Origin of the sequence: Gordoniibacillus kamchatkensis (assembly GCF_000829455.1) — a bacterium.
GTDB classification, from domain to species: domain Bacteria; phylum Bacillota; class Bacilli; order Paenibacillales; family NBRC-103111; genus Gordoniibacillus; species Gordoniibacillus kamchatkensis.
In genome coordinates, this window is sequence record NZ_JXAK01000026.1 from 75,663 (window position 1) to 93,890 (window position 18,228).

19 protein-coding genes are annotated in these 18,228 nt (G+C 53.5%); all 19 read right to left on the reverse strand.

The features are described 5' to 3' along the window. Positions 1–141: 141 nt before the first annotated feature. Positions 142–345: a hypothetical protein gene (locus SD70_RS15805; RefSeq protein ID WP_041048501.1), complete on the reverse strand. Its 204-nt coding sequence runs from the start codon at positions 343–345 to the stop codon at positions 142–144. Then, entirely contained in the window at positions 346–744 is a 399-nt protein-coding gene (locus tag SD70_RS15810; RefSeq protein ID WP_052487503.1) for a helix-turn-helix domain-containing protein, read from the reverse strand. It lies immediately after the preceding gene. Between the two features lie 2 nt (positions 745–746). Continuing rightward, a complete protein-coding gene (locus SD70_RS15815) occupies positions 747–1,541 on the reverse strand; it encodes a tyrosine-protein phosphatase (protein WP_052487504.1) in 795 nt (264 codons plus the stop codon). Positions 1,542–1,721: 180 nt separating this feature from the next. Next, positions 1,722–2,273: a LytR/AlgR family response regulator transcription factor gene (locus SD70_RS15820; protein ID WP_041048502.1), complete on the reverse strand. Its 552-nt coding sequence runs from the start codon at positions 2,271–2,273 to the stop codon at positions 1,722–1,724. Next, the gene (locus tag SD70_RS15825; RefSeq protein WP_041048503.1) at positions 2,249–2,482 is read right to left on the reverse strand and encodes a response regulator; all 234 of its coding nucleotides are present in this window, start codon (positions 2,480–2,482) and stop codon (positions 2,249–2,251) included. Before SD70_RS15825 ends, SD70_RS15820 begins: the two co-directional genes overlap by 25 nt. A gap of 51 nt (positions 2,483–2,533) precedes the next feature. Next, entirely contained in the window at positions 2,534–2,800 is a 267-nt protein-coding gene (locus SD70_RS15830) for a hypothetical protein (protein ID WP_041048504.1), read from the reverse strand. Further along, positions 2,797–3,147, reverse strand: coding sequence for a hypothetical protein (locus SD70_RS15835; RefSeq protein ID WP_041048505.1), 351 nt, complete (start codon positions 3,145–3,147; stop codon positions 2,797–2,799). Before SD70_RS15835 ends, SD70_RS15830 begins: the two co-directional genes overlap by 4 nt. Positions 3,148–3,716: 569 nt before the next feature. Further along, positions 3,717–5,144, reverse strand: a complete 1,428-nt coding sequence (locus tag SD70_RS38135; RefSeq protein WP_231571243.1) for an ABC transporter substrate-binding protein — start codon at positions 5,142–5,144, stop codon at positions 3,717–3,719. Continuing rightward, positions 5,026–6,528, reverse strand: coding sequence for an ABC transporter permease (locus SD70_RS15845; protein WP_041048507.1), 1,503 nt, complete (start codon positions 6,526–6,528; stop codon positions 5,026–5,028). The genes SD70_RS38135 and SD70_RS15845 overlap by 119 nt, the downstream gene beginning before the upstream one ends. A gap of 42 nt (positions 6,529–6,570) precedes the next feature. After that, the gene (locus SD70_RS15850; protein ID WP_041048508.1) at positions 6,571–7,728 is read right to left on the reverse strand and encodes an efflux RND transporter periplasmic adaptor subunit; all 1,158 of its coding nucleotides are present in this window, start codon (positions 7,726–7,728) and stop codon (positions 6,571–6,573) included. A gap of 16 nt (positions 7,729–7,744) precedes the next feature. Further along, entirely contained in the window at positions 7,745–8,707 is a 963-nt protein-coding gene (locus tag SD70_RS15855) for a carbohydrate ABC transporter permease (RefSeq protein WP_082053403.1), read from the reverse strand. Between the two features lie 32 nt (positions 8,708–8,739). Next, positions 8,740–9,582 carry a carbohydrate ABC transporter permease gene (locus tag SD70_RS15860; RefSeq protein ID WP_041048509.1) on the reverse strand — a complete coding sequence of 281 codons (843 nt, stop codon included), beginning with the start codon at positions 9,580–9,582 and terminating at the stop codon, positions 8,740–8,742. Between the two features lie 237 nt (positions 9,583–9,819). Then, positions 9,820–11,226: a sensor histidine kinase gene (locus SD70_RS15865; RefSeq protein WP_041048510.1), complete on the reverse strand. Its 1,407-nt coding sequence runs from the start codon at positions 11,224–11,226 to the stop codon at positions 9,820–9,822. 13 nt (positions 11,227–11,239) lie between these two features. Continuing rightward, a complete protein-coding gene (locus SD70_RS15870; RefSeq protein WP_041048511.1) occupies positions 11,240–11,902 on the reverse strand; it encodes a response regulator transcription factor in 663 nt (220 codons plus the stop codon). A 160-nt stretch (positions 11,903–12,062) separates the two neighbouring features. After that, positions 12,063–13,148: a penicillin-binding transpeptidase domain-containing protein gene (locus tag SD70_RS15875; protein ID WP_052487505.1), complete on the reverse strand. Its 1,086-nt coding sequence runs from the start codon at positions 13,146–13,148 to the stop codon at positions 12,063–12,065. A 50-nt stretch (positions 13,149–13,198) separates the two neighbouring features. Next, positions 13,199–14,107 carry a hypothetical protein gene (locus SD70_RS15880; protein WP_041048513.1) on the reverse strand — a complete coding sequence of 303 codons (909 nt, stop codon included), beginning with the start codon at positions 14,105–14,107 and terminating at the stop codon, positions 13,199–13,201. Beyond that, a complete protein-coding gene (locus SD70_RS15885; RefSeq protein ID WP_394297976.1) occupies positions 14,097–14,651 on the reverse strand; it encodes an RNA polymerase sigma factor in 555 nt (184 codons plus the stop codon). Before SD70_RS15885 ends, SD70_RS15880 begins: the two co-directional genes overlap by 11 nt. Further along, positions 14,648–16,675, reverse strand: coding sequence for a penicillin-binding transpeptidase domain-containing protein (locus SD70_RS15890; protein ID WP_052487506.1), 2,028 nt, complete (start codon positions 16,673–16,675; stop codon positions 14,648–14,650). Before SD70_RS15890 ends, SD70_RS15885 begins: the two co-directional genes overlap by 4 nt. Beyond that, on the reverse strand, positions 16,672–17,928 hold the full coding sequence (locus SD70_RS15895) for a D-alanyl-D-alanine carboxypeptidase family protein (protein WP_082053405.1): 1,257 nt from the start codon (positions 17,926–17,928) through the stop codon (positions 16,672–16,674). The genes SD70_RS15890 and SD70_RS15895 overlap by 4 nt, the downstream gene beginning before the upstream one ends. Positions 17,929–18,228: the final 300 nt, after the last annotated feature.

Here is an 18,228-nt window from a genome sequence, read left to right on the forward strand (position 1 = left end):
TGTTGAGCGTATAAAGGCATGCGAACGTACCGATTCTGTATTCGCAATGATGCTTCCTCTACAAAATGTATCCGTTTGCATGCATACACTCGCACCAAGAGCGAAGCCCGCTCTATGCTGCGAACATAGACGGGCTTTGCATCAATGCGGCGAGCTTTTCATCGCTGAAAGTGGCTTTAGAGCAGGAAGCGGCGGCGCTTTCCCATACGTTGCCGGCTGCCCGACTTGTCTGATCTCCATATTCAAAAAAATAGCGGAAAATTTCGCCATCCATTCTTCCGCATCATCTAATGTATTTTTGACCGGCGAAAGCTGCCGATCGCGATAAAATACTGAAAATGGCATTTACGATGTCACCCCGTACTCCCCATTTACGTCCGTGCTTGCATTCATCATCCGCTCCACCCGAATGAAAGCGAGCACCCTGGACAATTGCTTTCGCGTCAGGCGGATGCCATCAACGGTCAACGCAAAGTTTTGGAGCTGCCTCTTGTCCGTTAACTCCACCGTAATTTTGTTGCGCTTGACGGGAAAATCCCCTTCCTGCTCCTCGTTGCCCAAAATATAGTCAATGGAGACGTCGAAATACTTGCATATCCTGGATATAATTTCGTAGTTCGGTTTGCGCCGGTTGTTCTCGTAGTGGGACAATGACCCTCTGGAAATGTTCACTTTCTCGGCAAGCGCATATTGCGGAATACCGTATTGTTTGCGAAGCTGGGCAATTCGGTTGCCGTATTTCATCGTTACGCCTCCCCCCTTGTCCTGGCTGTTGGCGACTTCAGATTTAACCACCAGATTCCGGTTTTGAGCATTGGATCGGTTCTTGGGACTTGTTCGTTTTCTGTAATCAGCTCCGCATTACGTTTTAACGCGTTTACAAAATCGGTTCCCACTTTGCGGGAAAGAACCTCATCTGCTTGTCGAAACGAAGGAGGTCTATGTAAAAGGTCGTGGGCGTCCGATGCTAACAGATGGATCATCCTGCTTTTGCACAAATGTATGGAGAAGTCGCGAGTTTTTTTTCCGAACTTCCCCAGAACGGATGGAACCGTCAGCTGCCCCAGTACGCCGTCTTTCACAAGCCCGGCGAATAGCTCCGGGTGCTTCACGAACTGCCGGTTTCTTTCCGGGTGTGCAATAACGGGTTGAACGTTAAGCAGCTTCAGCTCATGCACAAGCTCGAACAGATACGGCGGAATCGTGTCGGACGGGAGCTCAATGAGCATGTAGTTTCCGCCGCCGAGGGTCATTACTTTCCCCTGCAAATAATCGTCCAGCAGTTCGCGGTATAGATGAATTTCTTGACCGGGTATAACGGTGACCGGCAGCTTAAGCTCCGCCAATCTTTGATTGAGCTGATTGACTGCGGCAATAACCTTGCTTTTATCATTGTCAAAATGCCCATTCGCATGATGCGGTGTCGCAATGACTTTGGTTATTCCTTCCCGAAGCGCAAGCTCCGCCATGCTAACCGATTCGTTGAGCGTCCGGGGACCGTCATCCAGGTAAGGTACAATATGGGAATGAGTGTCGATCAACCTCTCTTCCTCCTCTGAGGCTTTTTACCTATAAGGTAACTTGATTATAGTCACATATGCCGCAAATTTGGTTGCGACTTCACCACTAGCCCTATTTTCTGTGCGAATAAACAAATTTCGTGATTTTCGGGCAAAAAAAAGGAGCTGACACCGTACTCGTCAGCATCCTTTGGCACCTTCTTAGACCATCTCGCTTACTTCGTTAATTCTGGTGAACTGATCCATGACCTCCGGAAGCTTGTTTTTGGAAATATAGGCATGCTTGGAGTATTGGTTAAAGTACACCAAATAGGTATCGCCGTTATGCACGATATTGGAGATGTGCCGATAGTTGATAATATACGAGCGGTGTGTCTGCACGAACGGAAAGCTGAGCTGATTCGACAGAAAGCTTAACGTGTCGTTGATCTCAATAACTCGGGTAGGCGTATGTATTAACGCTTTTCGCGACACCTTTTCGATGAAAATAATGTCTTCCAGAGGTATGAAATAAATGGTGTTGTCGGACCGCACCATAAATTTGCGGATCGGATCGGAGGCAACTTTCGTAGTGACAACTTTCGTGAATTTCACCGTCATCGATTTGATGGCCTTTTCGAAAGCTTGCCGCAGCCGAGACGCTTGAACAGGCTTCAGCACGTAATCCACTACCGATAGTTCGAAAGCCTCGATCGTATAGCTGTGATCGTCTGCTACGATAATGATTTTCAAATCCGGATTGCATTGCGGCATGCTTTCACAGCTTCAATGCCAAAATCGTTGTCTGCACAAATATCGACGAGCACAATATGCGGATCTCTCGTATTGATTTGCTCCAGCAGTTGTTCAAACGTTCCCGCAACACCGACGAGCGCCATTTTGGAATAAAATTGCAACATATCTTTGAGCAATTTCCGGGACTGTCCGTTATCGGCTACGATCATAACATTAAAAGTATCCATAGGATTCTCCCAACTTAGAATCTGTACGTACTTGTAACACTTGCAAAAATGTTATTCATAACGCGATCTTTGCTGCAAAATGGAGCTGTACATCTCGTACTGCTTAAGAACATCGCGAACATTCAGCTTCACAGGCTGAGGCAAATAATGCCCGTGATGTTCGATGCTCGGAGGTGCGGAAGCGCTGCTGTCCTCATGAAAATGCGAATCGCCCGTAGTATAATTTCGTCCTTCCCTTGGTCCGTCATATAACGAAATAAAAAGCAGCACTTCTTGCGGAGTTCCTTCCAAATTCATCCCCTTGTAGCTTAGTTTCATTGGCGCTCCCCTTCCCCGAAGCTCTCCTGCTGCTCGAAGAAATCGTCCAATGTGCCGCCGGCAAGCACGTGATTCATCAAATCTGTCGCTGAGGACGTTAAGCCGCGCGCTTGCATAAGCAAAGTAACGACTTCGGCAAGGTTAATCGCATTCGTGCCGTGCTGTTCGAGTACCTCAATCGAATACCGGATCTTCTGGAGTGTATCGGAAAACGAATGATTCGTTTCGGCTTCAAGATCAATGGTGGGATCGGCTAGCAGCAATTCAAAAAAAGTGCGGGTTTTGGAGAAGTGCTCGCCATGTGCGTCATTAAACGATAAGTCGTTACCTTTGTTTTTTTGTTCCAATCAAGTCACTCCCGCAACATTATTTATTGGTAAGCGCAACATCCCATTCCACAAATATACAAATTGTACTGCAAATATTACGAAGAAATTATATATTCATTTCGAATAATCCACAATACACTTTCCGTTATCTTAATAATAATTAGGCAATTATGTCAGCCTGCGACAAATAATTGCATTTTCTATATCCATTCGCCCCTAGTATATACTGACGAACTTTGCTTAGGGCTTTATATGCGCGAATGGAGCGTTTTCATGCTTTAAATCCATATATTTCCTGCACAATTGGCATATTTGCAGCAGTGATCAAACATTTTATATAGTGCAAATCGTGCTTTTGTCATGTGCTTTTATTTTCACTTTATGACTACTTTCATAGTCTTAGACTGATTTCGATTTGAATAACCTATCGATTTGTCAATTTTCTTATTGCGAACATTGCTGTTCAGTGGTACTTTTTTCTCATATAGCTCTAAAGACTTATAAATAGAGGCATCTATGACGCAAAAAAGGAGCCGTGCAGCTGGCGCTTGCACGGCTCCGATTCATACCTGCCCTCCTTACGATGATCATTCCTGCAAATAAGTGCTGACTTTATTTTGAATGACTTTGGCCGTCTCTTCGGCCGATTTCTGCCCTTGGAAAAACGGCACCGTCTCTTCCGCGACGATCTTTGTAATTTTCGGATCGCTTTCGGCGTACGACTTAATACCGGCGAGCGCTTGTTCGATACGCTCGATATCTTGATCAGTCGCAGGCTTCGGCGTTATTTCTTTGCCATTGATCATGAACTTCATCGATTTGCCGGATGCATTAGGCTGCCCAAGCTGTTTCAACGCGCTTTCGTTCGCTTTCCCCGCCTGTTTGTTGACCGCGAATCCCATCAGCTCCATCGTAGACTGCATTTCCTCCGACAGCAAAAACTTCACGAACTGCCACGCTGCCTGCTTGTTCGCCGACTTGCTGTTGATAGCGAGCGGGAGGCCGGACGTTACGGAAGTCCCCTCTGTCCCGTTTTCGGAAGGTACGTTGTAATAGTCCGCTTTCCCATCGTAAAAAACTTGCGGATTGATGATCATATCCGAGTACATGTTGATGTTCCCTTTGTTTTGGAACATCGTGGCGCTCGGGTCCGCGCTCTGCGGCGCAATGAGCTTGTCGTCATACATCGACTTGGCCAGCTTCAGCAGGCCGGTAAATTCGGGCGAGCCGAATTTCGCTTTCTTCGCCCCCGTGTCGACGAACTTGGCGAAGCTGCTGTTCAGCATGAACGTGATCAAATCGCCGGGCTCGATATAACCGAGAGGATAGATGTCGGGATTTCCGTCGTTTTTTTTATCCGACATCAGCTTTTTGGACACGCTTGCGAAATCTTCCCACGTCCATTTGCTGCCGTCGATTTTCTCGCCGCCAAGCACGGCTTGATTGCCGAGCCACATGTTCATGGTCACTTTGACCGGCACCGTGTACAAATTGCCGTTATACTTCATGGCGTCAAAAATGTTGGTGTAGTAGTCGTCCATATGGAACGAGCTATCCGCGCTCATCAGGGCACTAATATTTTCGAGCAGTTTCTTGTCGGCGTATTTCTTGTAAGGCAAATTGGACATGACGATGATGTCGGAAGCTTTGCCGCTCATGAGCGCCGTATTGACATCGTCGATGTACTTTTCGAGGTTTTTCGGATCGGGTTTATCGCCGGCTTTGATCATGAACCCTTTCCCTTGCTGTACAGGGGCAGCTACGGACTCTTTGATGTCGATTTTGACGTCCGGGTGCTGCTCTTCATATTTCTGTTTGGCTAGCTCGAGAAAGCGGTCCGAGGTCATGACGGATAAAGTTATGGTCGCCTGTCCCGAAGCTTGCGCGTTACCCGCGCTACCGCCCGCTGCCTTCGAAGCGGCGGACGGATTGGCGCTTTGGCTCTGGCATGCCGTCACAGTCAATAAGGACGCCGTAAGGCAGGCAGCGATCGATGTTTTGGAGACGATATTCAGCATGATAGTCAACTCTCCTTTTCAAAGTGAAAATAAACGATGGCAGCAAGAAACAAGGCGCCCGGCACCGCAGCGTCCCGCAGTTCGAGCCGGTAGCTACCTCCATCCAGCGGGCGGCGGCGAATGCGGCGAAAACGACAACGGGAATGCACGCAAGCAGGCGCTGCAATTGTGCGAGCAGCGGCACATGAGCCATCGCCCATAGCCTGACGCCAAGCAAGTACAGCGGCAGTCCGAACAGCAGTCCGGCGGCAAACAGGATGCACGCAAGCTTTCCGGCAGCGCTCGACAGCAGCTCTTGCGGCGCAGGGACGTAGCCCGCTAGCGATACTTGCTGCTGCCACAAGCTGCGCAGCTTGTTTGCGTAAAACGTCATATCGATCAGTTCATCCGGAAGCCAATCCGGCGGAACGTAAAGGCGAAAGCGGATCGATAGCCACAAGCTTGCCGCGCAAACGGCCATTCCGGCTGCGAGCAGCGCATGCTTCAGCAAGCGGCTGCGCTCACTATGCAGCGCATCGCCCCAGTCGTACGTTTCGAGTGCGCCTTGCAGCGCCCTGCGGACGGTCGTCCACTGCCAAGCGATAAGGCGCGCCATCAGAACAATGGCAGTAATTCCGTATGTAAACAGCAGCAGAGATTTGTATTGCGCTATTTGCTCATGAACGAGCTCGCCGTTCTCGATCCGAAATTGCGTCGCATCTTTGCCGATTGCCGCCAGAGCCTGTTTCACATCCGCTTCGCCGCGAACGGCTGCGTCCGGTTTCGCTGCCAGCAGGGCGGTCGTGATTTTCGCTTTGGCATCGACATCGATGAGAGCAGTGACCGGGGTCAGCACATCGGGAACGCCGTTATCGGACATTTGCGATAGCAAGGAGTCCGAAACGTCGAAAACGCCGATAATAATGAAAGGGTTGTTGTACAATTCGATCGTTTTGCCGACGACCCGCTCGGTACCGAACAATTGGCTCGCGGCCTGCGAGCTGACGACGGCCACTTTGCTGCGTCCGGCCACCGCCGGTTCCGTAATGGACGTTCCGGCTGTCAGGCGAACTTGCGCAAATTCGCGGTAGTTGCCGCTAACCCCGACCACGTCGCAGCTCACCGAGCGCTGGCCTGCCTTCACGATGCTTTGTTCAGCGGCCGTGTAAGCGACCGGAAGCGGGCTCCACTTCATCTCCAATTGGCGGGCTTCCAGCAGCATCATTTTGGCCGAATTCGAAGAAGCGGCGGCATGATCGGCATTCACCGTCATGCGGCGTAAGCCGTGAATCCCATTCAACTGTTCCCAATCGGCGGTCACCGACGATATCAGTCCGACGCTCGCCATCATCAGGAGCGAACCGGCAAGCACCATTGCGGTGGCCAGTCGAGTGCGCAGCATGATAGGCTTCCCCTTTCTCATAACCTGCTTCGGGAGATCAAGTTAGTCGGTTTGCATCACCCGATCGCCTTCCGATACCGGCTTGCTGCTGGAGACGACCACTTTGTCGAGGGGAGTGACGCCTTTTTCAACGGAAGTTTTCTTATCGTCGGCGTCCCCGGTTTGCACGGCAGCCCGTTGCAGCACGTATTCGCTTCCCAGCGGACCTTTCTTTTCCTTCAGGACAAGCACATATTTTCCGCTGTTGTCTTCGCGGATCGCATCGCTGGAAAGCAATAACGGAAACGGCTTCGTCCTTTTGACGATGTCGAATTCGCCTCTTTCACCTCCCTTCAGGCGGTCGTCCCGCAGCGTGAAGGTGACTTCCTTTTGCTCCGTGTCGTTTCCGTTCTGTCCGGCGGATGAGGCGGCTGTGCCCCCTTGTGCGGCATACGCGTCCCGGATATCGGTAATTTTCGCTTTTACGCGGGTGTTGTTCAGAGCCGGAAAAATAAGCTCCGCTTCATCTCCTGTTCCCACATACTGCGCTTTCGTGTAGTCGATCACCGCTTTCAGGATCTGCCCTTTCGCCAAATCGGCGATGCGCACTGCCGCTTTCCCGCTTTGTACCGGAGCCCCCTGAACGGCGTTCACTTCCGTGACGAGCCCCGAGACAGGGGCCTTAATTCGGGAGTACGCAGCCAGCTGGCTTCGGAGAGTGGCGATTTGCCGCTCCAATTTTTCGATTTCCAGCTTGGCGCTTTCGATATCGCGGGAAATGCTGCGCATCTGTACGTCGTTGCTGTTTCGGGCGGCATCCGCGAAATTATCCTGAAGCTTCAGCAAGCTCAATTGTTGCTGTTTGTATTTCACCTCGCTTTCATGCAGCGAATTTTCCGCATCTGTTGTCCGAAACGCTACCAGTTGCTGGCCGGCTTCTACCCTATCCCCAACTTTGACCAATACTTCGCTCACAGCCCAGTTCATTTCCGTGTACAGATCCGCGGTCTCCGCTGCTTCCACCGTGCCCGAACCGGTGATTTCGTGCGCAAGCGTACCGGCGGCCGCCTTTTCCACCGTTACTTGAGGCAGCGACATATTCATCAGAGTGCCGGAAAAAAACGTCAGTCCGACGATAACGAACAAAAACAAGAAGATCGTCCGGCGCACCGCTTTCTTTTTGGCTCGTTCGTTATGAGTGCCGGCAATCGTCGTTTCCATAAACGGTTCCTCCTCCTCATCCTTTGATTCCGGACAACTGAATGCCTTCCACAAGATCCTTTTCCGCATACAGCGCCACCAAAATGAGCGGGATCATGTAAAGCGCGGATGCCGCAAACGCAATCCCGAGCGCGGCTTCGTCGATGACCGACAAATAAACGGACAATGGCTGTTTAATCGCATCCCGCAAAAAAACGAGCGGCTGCTCCACCATGTTCCAGTTGTCGACGAACACCAGGATCGCGAGTGCGGCAATCCCGCTGCGGCACATCGGCATCACGATTTTGGCGAAAATGAACAGATGGCTCGCGCCATCCACTCTGGCCGCCTCGATGTAACTGACCGGAATGAACATCATGAACTGGCGCAGCAGGAAGACGCCGAAGGCATTGAAAATGCCGGGAAGTATGATCGCGAGATGCGAGTTCAGCAAACCGAGCTTATCCGCCACGATGAAATTCGGTACAAGGGTCACTTGGAACGGCATCAGCATCGTGACGATATAGGTGAAAAAGAGCGGCTCGCGAAAGCGGAAGCGAAGAAAGGAAAACGCGTAGCCCGCCAGCGATGCGACGGCGATTTGTCCTGCGATGATCGGCAGCACGATGTTCACCGAATTCCAGAACATGAACAAATATTGAGGCTGCTTCACAAGAACGGAATAATATTGCGATAATGTCGCGATGTCCGGAATCCATTTCAGGTTGACGTATGCGCTGCCATCCGAGCTCGGGCCGCTCGAGTCGGACAAGCTTGCGGACAGCGCAGCGTAATTGTCGGATATCTCAGCCGCAGACATAAACGAGTTCGTAAACGTTAGCGCGAGCGGAAACAGAAACGCAGCCGCCAGTGCCGCCAACACGGCGATCAACGCGATTTGTCCGGCGCTGTTTGCGCTGCGGCGGGCGGCTGTCGCTATACGGACAGCCGGTTTGGTTGCCGACGACGACGGTTGTATTACCTGTTTGCCGGTTTCCATCTGGCTTTCCTCATTTCAGATTCGATTTTGCACTACCCGAGCGACTTGCCCATGCGCCTCTCCACTGCGAACAAAGCGGCGACGAGCAGCACGATGAGCAGCGCCATCAAAAAGGCAGCCGAAGTCAGCTTCTGATAGTCGAGCGATTTGAACATATTGTTCATGAAGTGCTGCAGCATGTAGATGCTCGGGTCCGGGTAATCGCCGGCGATCAGGTACGTTTCCCGGAACACTTTGAACGAATTGATGATCGACATGATGAATACGAAAAATACGGTCGGCGTCAAAAACACGAGGGTGATCGATTTCCACTGCTTGAATTTGCCGGCTCCGTCGATCGCCGCCGCTTCGTAGAATTCGGCCGGGATGTTCTGCAGCCCGGCGAGAAACAGCACCATGTTGTAGCCGATGTTTTTCCACAAATAGACGATGATGACTACCCATATGGCGGCCCGGCTTTCCATCCAGTCGTGCGGGCTCGCCCCCCAGCGGACAAGAAGGCCGTTGAACGTCCCGTGCAGGTCGAACAGCGTTTTCCAGACAAGCGTCACGGAAGCTACCGGCACGACGAGCGGGGTCAGGAACGAAATTCGAAACCAGTTGCGGTATGGCAGTTTCCGGTTCAGCAGCATAGCCAGTCCGAGCGACAGCGCCATGTTGAGCGGAACGCTGACGGCCGTGAACGTCATCGTATTGGCGGCCGCCTGCCGAAATACGGGATTGCCCAGCAGCTCGAGATAGTTGGCGAAGCCGACAAACGAACCTCCGATCGGGCTGTCCATCAGCGAGTAATAAAATCCTACGGCGAATGGAATAAGGAAAAAGACGGAAAACCCTGCCAGGCTCGGCAGCAAAAACAATCCCGCCGTTATCATTTCGCTATACCGCAAACGTCGTGGCACAAGACTTCTCCCCCCTTTCGTTTCTCAGTGCGGAGCCGGCGTTCAAGCGCCGCCGTCCCATGTCTGAACCTATTATGGCAACGAAAAATTAGAAAACGGTTAGAAAAATGAGGCTACGCCCCATATTCTTAGGCCCGCAGCGCAGCCATACTTTCTCGGGCATCCCGGAAACAACAAAAACGCCCGCAAATGCGGACGCTTCCGTTGGCTTTACTGCCGTCTGCGAATGATCGGCAATTGAACCGTTATCGACGTTCCTTCTCCCAGCTTGCTTGCGGCGGCAATCGATCCGCCATGCTTCTCGGCAATCCATTTCGCGATCGCGAGGCCCAGCCCCGTCCCGCCTTCACTTCGGCCCCGCGCCTTGTCGCCGCGGTAAAACCGGTCAAAAATATGCGGCAAATCGTTCGCCGCGATCCCGCTCCCGGTATCTTCCACGACGATCGCCGCGTAATGGCCGTTTTTGCGGGACATGACGCGGATTGTGCCTTTTTCGGGCGTATATTTCATACTGTTATCGAGCAAGATCACGAACAATTGCTGCAGTTTTTCGCGGTCCCCCATTATCTCGACCGCGGGAAGCAGTCCCGTGCAGAGCTGTATCGATTTCAATTCGGCGAGAGGAGCAAATTTTCTGACTACCTCCTCCAGCAGCTGATCGAGAACAATGGGCTGAAGCAGCAGCTCCTCCTGATCCGAGTCGGATCTGGCCAAAGTGAGCAGCTGGTCCGTCAGCTTGGCCATTCGTTTGGATTCCGCAAGCACCATCGAAATCGGCTCGCTGAGCTCCAGCGCGGAACGCTCCGGATGGCGCAGCATCAGCTCCGCATTAGCTTGAATGATCGAAAGCGGCATGCGCAGCTCGTGCGAAGCGTCGGCCGCGAATTGGCGCTGTTTTTCCCAGGAGCGGCGAATCGGCAGCAGCGCTTGGTTGGCCAAATAAAGACCGGCCAGTACCGTTACCGCTCCCCCCGCGACAATCCCGAACAAAATCAACTGCAACAAAGTGTTCAGCATGTTTTGTTCGGAATCGACGTTGGCAACTCCTTGCACGGCTCGAACCCGGATCGGCGTTCCGTTGTCCAGCAACATCTGAACGGCGCCGGCTTTCGAATTGATCGAGCCCATGAAGACGTTGTTCGTATTGGAAACAATTTGCAAGTTCAATGGCTGATCGACGGCAACCGAATAAATGCGGTAAGCGTGGCCGCCGATTTTGACGGTCGCCGGCGACTTTTCCGACCGGTATTCGCTAAATCCGGACAGCAGCTGTTTGTTTGCGGCATCGATTGGCGTCGACGGCCACGGAGTTCCTTGCTCGTCCCAGAATACCATAAAGATCCTGGGATCGATCTCGCGAACCTGGAACTGGACTTTCTTTTTCGACATATCGTCGCCGGCGGGCAAAGGGGGTAGCGTCTTTTGTTCGTACCAAATCAAGCCTTTCTTCGATTCCGGAGTTTGAAAATCGCCGACCCTTGCCATAATCGACGCATCCACTTTGTCGTACAACTGATGGCGCAGCTCTATGTACACAACGAAGCCTATGCAGGCCAAAATGACGAAAAAGACGGCGGCATTCAGCAGCGTCAATCGGATTCTGGTTTTGGCGAACATGTCTGATTCTCCTTTAACATGTAGCTACGTTCCGAACCGTTTGAATGACATGGTCGTACTGAAAAGGCCGCAGCTTTTTGCGCAAATAAAAAATGTACACGTCGACAACGTTAAAGCCGGTCTCCGAATCAAGCCCCCACACCCGGGAGCACAGCTGTTCCCGCGTCAAAATTTGCTCCCGGTTCCGCATCAAAAATTCGAACAGCTCGTATTCCTTCTGCGTGAGTCCAAGCGGCTCGCCGTCAATGAAGGCGTCGCGGACTTTCGCGCTCAAGGCGAGCCGCTTGTAGCGCAGCTCGCCCTCCGCCCCCGCCGACCCGTGCCGGCGCAGCAAAGCGCGCACCCGGGCCAGCAGTTCGCGAACTTCGAACGGCTTCGTCAAATAGTCGTCCGCTCCCGAATCGAGGCCTTTGACGAGATCTTCGACGCTGTCTTTGGCGGTCAGCAGCAAAACGGCGGCCCCAAGCCCCTTGGAGCGAAAGCGGCGGACGATGTTCAAGCCGTCCATCCCCGGCAGCATAATGTCCAGAACGAGCAAATCGTAAATTCCTTGTTCCGCCATATACAAACCGTCATCGCCCGTTTCCGCGACATCGACCCGATATCCTTCCTCCAGCAGTATGTTTTTGATCGTTTTTAACAGAGAAACATCGTCTTCAACGGCCAATATCCTCAAGCGCATCCCCCTCCCGCATACGTTCGCTGCCGTCGCGTTGCAAAGCAGTTCCAGTATATACAAGAAAGATTAAGGATTCATTAGAAAAACGGAGCCCGCAAACTTTTTGCGTGGCTCCGTTTTTCCTGATTATCATGCTTCGGCTCCTCGCGCAGCGACCTTACTCCGGCATTAGAGCGGATCTCAGCGATGCGGCAGCCACCCTGGAAGCGATGCCGCTCCCGAGCCCTCCGCCCGGTACGGCGGCGGCAACCGCTATTTTCGGCGACTCGGCGGGAGCATACGCAATGCATAGCGAATTGATCGCCGTATTGCCGTTTTTCTGCTCCGTAGAAGTTCCGGTCTTGCGCGCAACGCGAAACGGAAGCTCGTCGAGTGGTTCAACCTTGCCGCTCATCCCTTCGAGCAGCAAATCCCAGTCCGATTGAGGAAGCGAGCTGCGGCTTAGCACGCGGGGCTCGTCCCGATCGCCGTAAAGTAGCTTCATTCTTGTGCCGTGATTCGCCAAAGTAGCCGCGTACTGAACCAGCTCGAGTACGGTAAATCGTTCGTTCTGGCCCCACGACGCGTTGACGAGCGCCGACAAATCGCCCTTGCGGGCCGCTTCCGCATCAAAATCGGCAAGATTGCCCAAGCCGAAGTTCGACAAGTACCGCTTCCATATTGTAACGGCCGTTCCGGGGTTCTGGCTGTACTTATTGTAGAGCGGGACGGCCACCTTGGCCGCCATAAACGTATTCGACGACATCTCGATGGCGAGCGAAGCAGTAAGGTCACCGTTAGCTTTCCCTTCCTGATTCGAGACGGTTTGTCCGTTATACTGATAAGTGCCCTGGTCGTCAAAATGGTCCTCGCGCCGCAGCAGCCCTTCCTGGAGGCCGACGAGAACCGTTAGCGGTTTAATCGTCGAACCCATAGGCACGGCTTCCAGCTCAGTGGCGCCTTTGCCGGATACTTTCGCCAACGCAACGATTTTGCCGGTGCTGACCTCCATGACCGCAGCGGAACCCGACGTCAGCTGCGCTGCGGTCAATTCCCGTTCGAGCGCCTGCTGAACTTTGTGCTGCAGCTCGCTCTCCGGGGCGGCGGGAACGCCATTTCTTGCATCCGCAAACTGTCCGTGGCCGTAACGGAAAACCGTTCGGCCATCGAAAGGAGCATCAAAATAAGTTAACGCCGCTCTAACGGCTGCTATTCCCAAGCCTATGCCAATCAACACCAATATGCCTAAGCCGAAACGCCTCATCCGGTCATACCTCTTTTCCAAAGATGAGGCCATTCTATCATATGCCATGCTTAACCGTCACCGTTGACGTTGGCAAGCAAAGCGATTTTCCAAACGCCGTCGGCCCCTTTAGCGAGACGCAGCCGGTAGCTGGCGTCGCTATGAAGAAATTTGCTGGGCACATAGCCGTTCTTTCCCGTCATCGTGCTCACTTGCACCCATCTATAAGTTTGTCCTTCCAGGTCAACGGGCAGAACTTCGTCGCTGATCCACTCCTGAACGACTTCCTCATCGTCCAGAGCGGAGCGGTTTTGGGCCTGAAGGTCCGGTTCCCCGTAAAGTTCGAGATGGCTGCCGGCGACAAAAGAAATCAAAAACGTATGCCGACTGTCTGCCTGCACTGCAGAATTATCCATGTAATAGCCGCCGGGCATCGAATACTGACCATCTTGCAAGCGCCCTCCGGAGATAATAAGCTGCGACAGCACTTCCCACACTTTGGAATTGCCGGAGTCGCCACTCAAGCTCCAATCCTCGATGAAAGCGGCTTTCCCGGCAACCGTATGCGGCAGCAGTTCCACCGTTATGTTATCGTCCACGGCTTTAAGCAATGCATCGGCATTTTTTGTTTTTACGGTTTGGTTCAACTGCTGGAGGAAGGCTCGAAGGCTTTCGTCCTGCCGGGAATCGTCACGCAGCTCCATCGATTGCTGATTCAGCGCCAAGACGGAACTCGTTCGGTCCGTTACCGGATGACGGCCGGGCTGGCTATGCGAAAACAACCAAAATGCGGCCAAAACGGATGCAGCTGCCGCTGTCCACGCCCCCAAACGCGCGGCTTTCAGGCGCACCCCTCCGCTTGACGAAGGAGCGAACGCCCTCCGTTCAATCCTCGCCACGAACTCCGCCGCATCCGCCCGCCCTTCGAACGGTTCCTTTTTCAGCTCCTCATACCATGCAGGCCGCTCGCTAGTTCCCATTGCCTTCTCCCTCCTCCGACAAGCACTTCGATATTTTGGCCCGGGCCCGATGAATCCGGGATTTCACCGTTCCGACGGAGATGCCGAGCAACTCGGCAATTTCTTCGTTCGACAATTCGTACCGCGCATCGAGGAGCAGAACTTCCCTGAATTTGGCCGGAAGCTTCATGACGGCGTCCCAAACGCTGCTCGCATGGAGCCGCGAAAAGTATTCGCGTTCCGCCGACGGCGCCGTCCCGCCGACGCTCACGTTCGCGAACAAGCGGACTTTGCGAAAAAAAGCGGACTTGCGGTAATTGGCCGCCGTATTTCTCGTGATTTTGATCAGCCACGTTTTGACGGACGCTTCCCCGCGAAACGAGGCGATGTCGCGGTAAGCTTTGGCAAATACGTCCTGGGTCAGATCGTCGGCCGTATCGCGGTTTCCCGTCAGGAAATACGCGTAATTCCATACTTCTTTCCAGTGCTGGTGAATGACCGCGCGAAACTGCGACGGCTCCATGGATGTTACATATTTCAAGTACTCTTCGTTCAATAAGTTCACCACGACTGTTTGCCGAATCGGCTCATCATTTTTTTCGCCTTGGCCACGACGTACGAGCTGCCGCCGCGCCCCTTCACATCTTCGATCATCATCGTCAACAGCAGCTGCGGCTTATCGGCGTTGAATGCCGCGAACCAGCCGTTCTCCTTGCCGTCCTCGCCTTTCTTCTGCTTGAGCTCGGCGGTGCCCGTCTTCCCCGCAACGGTCATTCCCGGCAAGTTGGCCCCGTAGGCGAATCCGTTCGGATCGCGGACCGCTTCGATTAAATCTTGCCGAATCGTCTCCGCAACGTCCGCGCCGACGACAGATTTTTTCCAGGGGGTGCCTTGTCCGGATGCTTCGTCCTTCAGCAGCACCGGCTTCATCAAATCGCCCTTGTTCACGAACGGAGTGTAGGCCAAGGCGACATGAAGCGGGCTCATTTGCACTTCGCCTTGCCCGTAAGCCGAGTCGGCGAGCTGTATGTCGCCGGCAATGCCTTTGTTGGCCAGACTGGCGACCGGAAACGGATAAGGGATCGGAAGCGCTTCGCCGAACCCGAACGCAAGCGCGCCTTGCGTAAACGTGTCCTTGCCCATCTCCAAAGCCTCCTGCGCCAAAAAAATATTGTCGGAATACACGATAGCGTCGCGCAAATTTTCGGACGGCACGTCCCGGTCCCGGGTGACGTAATAGTTTCCCCAGGATGCGTCCTTGGTCCAGTGCAAGCCTTGAATTTGGCGGATTCGGTCCGGTTTCGTTACCTTAGCCTCAAGCCCGACAGCCGCCGTAACCGTTTTGAAAATGGATCCCGGGGCGTACAGCTTCGTAAAGCGATTCAGGAGCGGCAGCTTGGGATCGTTGTTCCACGAGTTCCACTGCTCGGCCGGTACGCCGGCAACAAAAGCGTTCGGATCGTAGGCGGGACTGCTGACCAATGCGAGTATTTCGCCGGTCTGGGGCTGCACGGCCGCCGCCGCGCCCGCGTCGCCGTTATATTGTTCGTAGATGGCACGCTGCAGAGAGGCGTCGACGGTAATTTTGACATCTTGACCCGGAATCGGATCGCGCTGGGCCAATATTTCCCGGACCGCTCCTTTGTCGTCCGTCACGGCGATTTTCCCGCCGTCCTTCCCTCTGAGCGTATCTTCGAATATTTGCTCAAGGCCGGCTTTTCCTATTTTATCGTCGGCGTTATAACCTTTGTCCTGCAATTTGCCGAGCTGCTCGGCGCTGATCGTCTGCACATAGCCGGTCAAATGCGCTGCGGCTTCCCCGAGCGGGTACGTCCGCGCGCTTTTTTGCTGAAACGAAACGCCGTCCAGGCCCTGCAGCGTTATACGCATCCTATCGTCGGCGGTTGCGATAGGCACGAATACCCCGGGTTTTACCCAAGGCGCCTTGAGCTTATTGTTTATATCGTCTACCGCGATATGGAGCTGCCGGGCAACAACTTGTTTCGTTTCCTCTGCCTTCTCACCCAATTGGTCGGGCACAAGGCCGACAACCGTCACCTTGCCGTTGACGGCGAGCCCGTCGCCGTTGCGATCGAATATTTGTCCGCGCGGCGCCTTCACGACTTGCGCGGCGACTTTGTCGCCGTCCCGCATGGACGGAAAAATGAGCGACGGGTTCCAGTCCACCTTCCAATCGGCATTGCTGTCGCGCACCATCTCGGCATGATGGCCGTACTCGATGTCGCCGGCAAAGGTCGTCATCGAAACGCGGTAGCGAAGCTCCACTTTGTTCGATTGCGCCGGGGCAGCCGGGGAGGAAGCTGCCGGTTCCGGCCTGACGGCCAAATTTTGCATCTCGATGCCTTGCTGAATGGACGTGTATTTTTTGACAAAATCGTCCTTCGAGATTTTCTTTTGCGAGTCCGGGGACAGCAGCTCGTACATGGCGTCGTAACGGCCGGCCTGCCAAGCGTCCGCATATGCCTGGAACTGCTGCTCCGGCGTCTTCTTCTTCTCCTTGTCGCAGGCTGCCGCCAGACTGCCGATAGTCAGGAGAATGAGCGCGATTTTCACGATTTTCCCTCTCACGCCTTGCCTCCGCCTCCTATCGACGCCAATAGACTCTGCCAAAGAAGGCCGATCGACTTCGCCAAACGCTTGATCCAGCTTGCCTTTTCGACGTCCTCATCCGCCAGCAGGTTTACTTCGCGCACTTGATCGCCATAGCTGACCGTAACGGTTCCCGCCTTGCTCCCCTTATGTACAGGCGCCGCAAGACCATTCGCTGCTGAAAGCTGAAACTTCAGCGCAGGAGGCTCGTCTTTGGCGACGACCATTTGAACATCCGAATCCGTAACGACGGAAAGCTCCTCTTTTGCACCGTCTTGCACCGGGACCGTCTTCGCTACCTGGATCGCGGAACCGCGTGGAAGCACCGTGGCGATGGAAAACCGCTGGAATCCGTAATCCATGAGCTTGCGCGTCTCCTCGAATTGCTTGCTCATGGACGCCGTCCCCATCACTACGCTGATTAGCCTCATGCCGTTCCGCTCCGCCGTTCCCGTAAAACAATGCCCCGCGTCGTCCGTATGTCCCGTCTTAAGCCCATCCATTCCTTCATACACAAACTTCCGGAAATTCGCGACATTCCGGTTTCCTTCCAGCATCCAGTTCCAGTTGATCATCGGCGACGAATCCCGCTCCCTGAACTTCAGAGAAGGAATTTTGGAAACGTCCAAAATTTCCGGATGGTCGCGGACCAGATGCCGCGCAAGCACGGCCGTATCCCGCGCCGACATTACCGTTTCTCCCCCGTCTGCGGGCTGATGCGTTCCCATGTCCTCCCTCGGCATTCCGGTAGCGTTAATAAAATGCGCGTTCTTCATCCCGAGTTTTTCGGCGGTTTGATTCATAAGCTTGACGAATTCTTCCTCCGAACCGCTTACGTGCTCTGCCAAAGCAATGGCCGCATCGTTGCCGGAATAGATCCCCAGTTCTTTCATGAGATTGCCGACCGTCTGCTTCTCTCCCGCCGCCAGCAGTTGACCGGAGCCTCCTATCTTTGTCGCATAGGGGCTGACGACAACTTGTTCTTCCTCCTTCAGGCTGCCCGACTTGATGCGTTCCAGCACGATGTACTCGGTCATCATCTTGGTCATGCTGGCCGGCGGCATAGGTTGATCCGGATTTGTCTCAAGCAGAACGGCCCCGGTCGAAGCTTCGATCAAAATGGCCGATTTCGCTTCAATGACAGGCTGAGCCGCGGCTGCCTCCGCAGCTGTGGCAGTAACGACGGTACCTATAATAGTTACGCTTATCGCTATAGTCGCATGTTTGATCATTGGAATTGCCAATCCTCCATCTAAGCGGTTTAGTTGTGCCTGGATAATAGACAATTCAAAAGCAGTTTAGTTCCCGCCGCTTGCAAAAAAGTTCGATTAGGCCGAAAAAACGAACAAAGCTGCCGAAAGCGGCAGCCTGTGTCATGATTTAAATTGTACCGTTGGAGTTAAGATTCAGGTTGCCCAAGAAAGGCGGAACGGAGGATGGAAATGTGGGTCGGAGAGCGTAGAGTGCGCCTTTGAAATCGTGTTCCAAACCCAATATTCGAGTTTAGTGGAACACGATTTCAACGAAGCCGG

Coding starts and splice junctions, on each gene's coding strand:
- SD70_RS15805 (WP_041048501.1), bottom strand. CDS start 345: ATGCCATTTTCAGTATTTTATCGCGATCGGCAGCTTTCGCCGGTCAAA.
- SD70_RS15810 (WP_052487503.1), bottom strand. CDS start 744: ATGAAATACGGCAACCGAATTGCCCAGCTTCGCAAACAATACGGTATT.
- SD70_RS15820 (WP_041048502.1), bottom strand. CDS start 2,273: ATGCCGCAATGCAATCCGGATTTGAAAATCATTATCGTAGCAGACGAT.
- SD70_RS15825 (WP_041048503.1), bottom strand. CDS start 2,482: ATGGATACTTTTAATGTTATGATCGTAGCCGATAACGGACAGTCCCGG.
- SD70_RS15830 (WP_041048504.1), bottom strand. CDS start 2,800: ATGAAACTAAGCTACAAGGGGATGAATTTGGAAGGAACTCCGCAAGAA.
- SD70_RS15845 (WP_041048507.1), bottom strand. CDS start 6,528: ATGCTGCGCACTCGACTGGCCACCGCAATGGTGCTTGCCGGTTCGCTC.
- SD70_RS15850 (WP_041048508.1), bottom strand. CDS start 7,728: ATGGAAACGACGATTGCCGGCACTCATAACGAACGAGCCAAAAAGAAA.
- SD70_RS15855 (WP_082053403.1), bottom strand. CDS start 8,707: ATGGAAACCGGCAAACAGGTAATACAACCGTCGTCGTCGGCAACCAAA.
- SD70_RS15860 (WP_041048509.1), bottom strand. CDS start 9,582: ATGATAACGGCGGGATTGTTTTTGCTGCCGAGCCTGGCAGGGTTTTCC.
- SD70_RS15865 (WP_041048510.1), bottom strand. CDS start 11,226: ATGTTCGCCAAAACCAGAATCCGATTGACGCTGCTGAATGCCGCCGTC.
- SD70_RS15875 (WP_052487505.1), bottom strand. CDS start 13,148: ATGAGGCGTTTCGGCTTAGGCATATTGGTGTTGATTGGCATAGGCTTG.
- SD70_RS15880 (WP_041048513.1), bottom strand. CDS start 14,107: ATGGGAACTAGCGAGCGGCCTGCATGGTATGAGGAGCTGAAAAAGGAA.
- SD70_RS15895 (WP_082053405.1), bottom strand. CDS start 17,928: ATGATCAAACATGCGACTATAGCGATAAGCGTAACTATTATAGGTACC.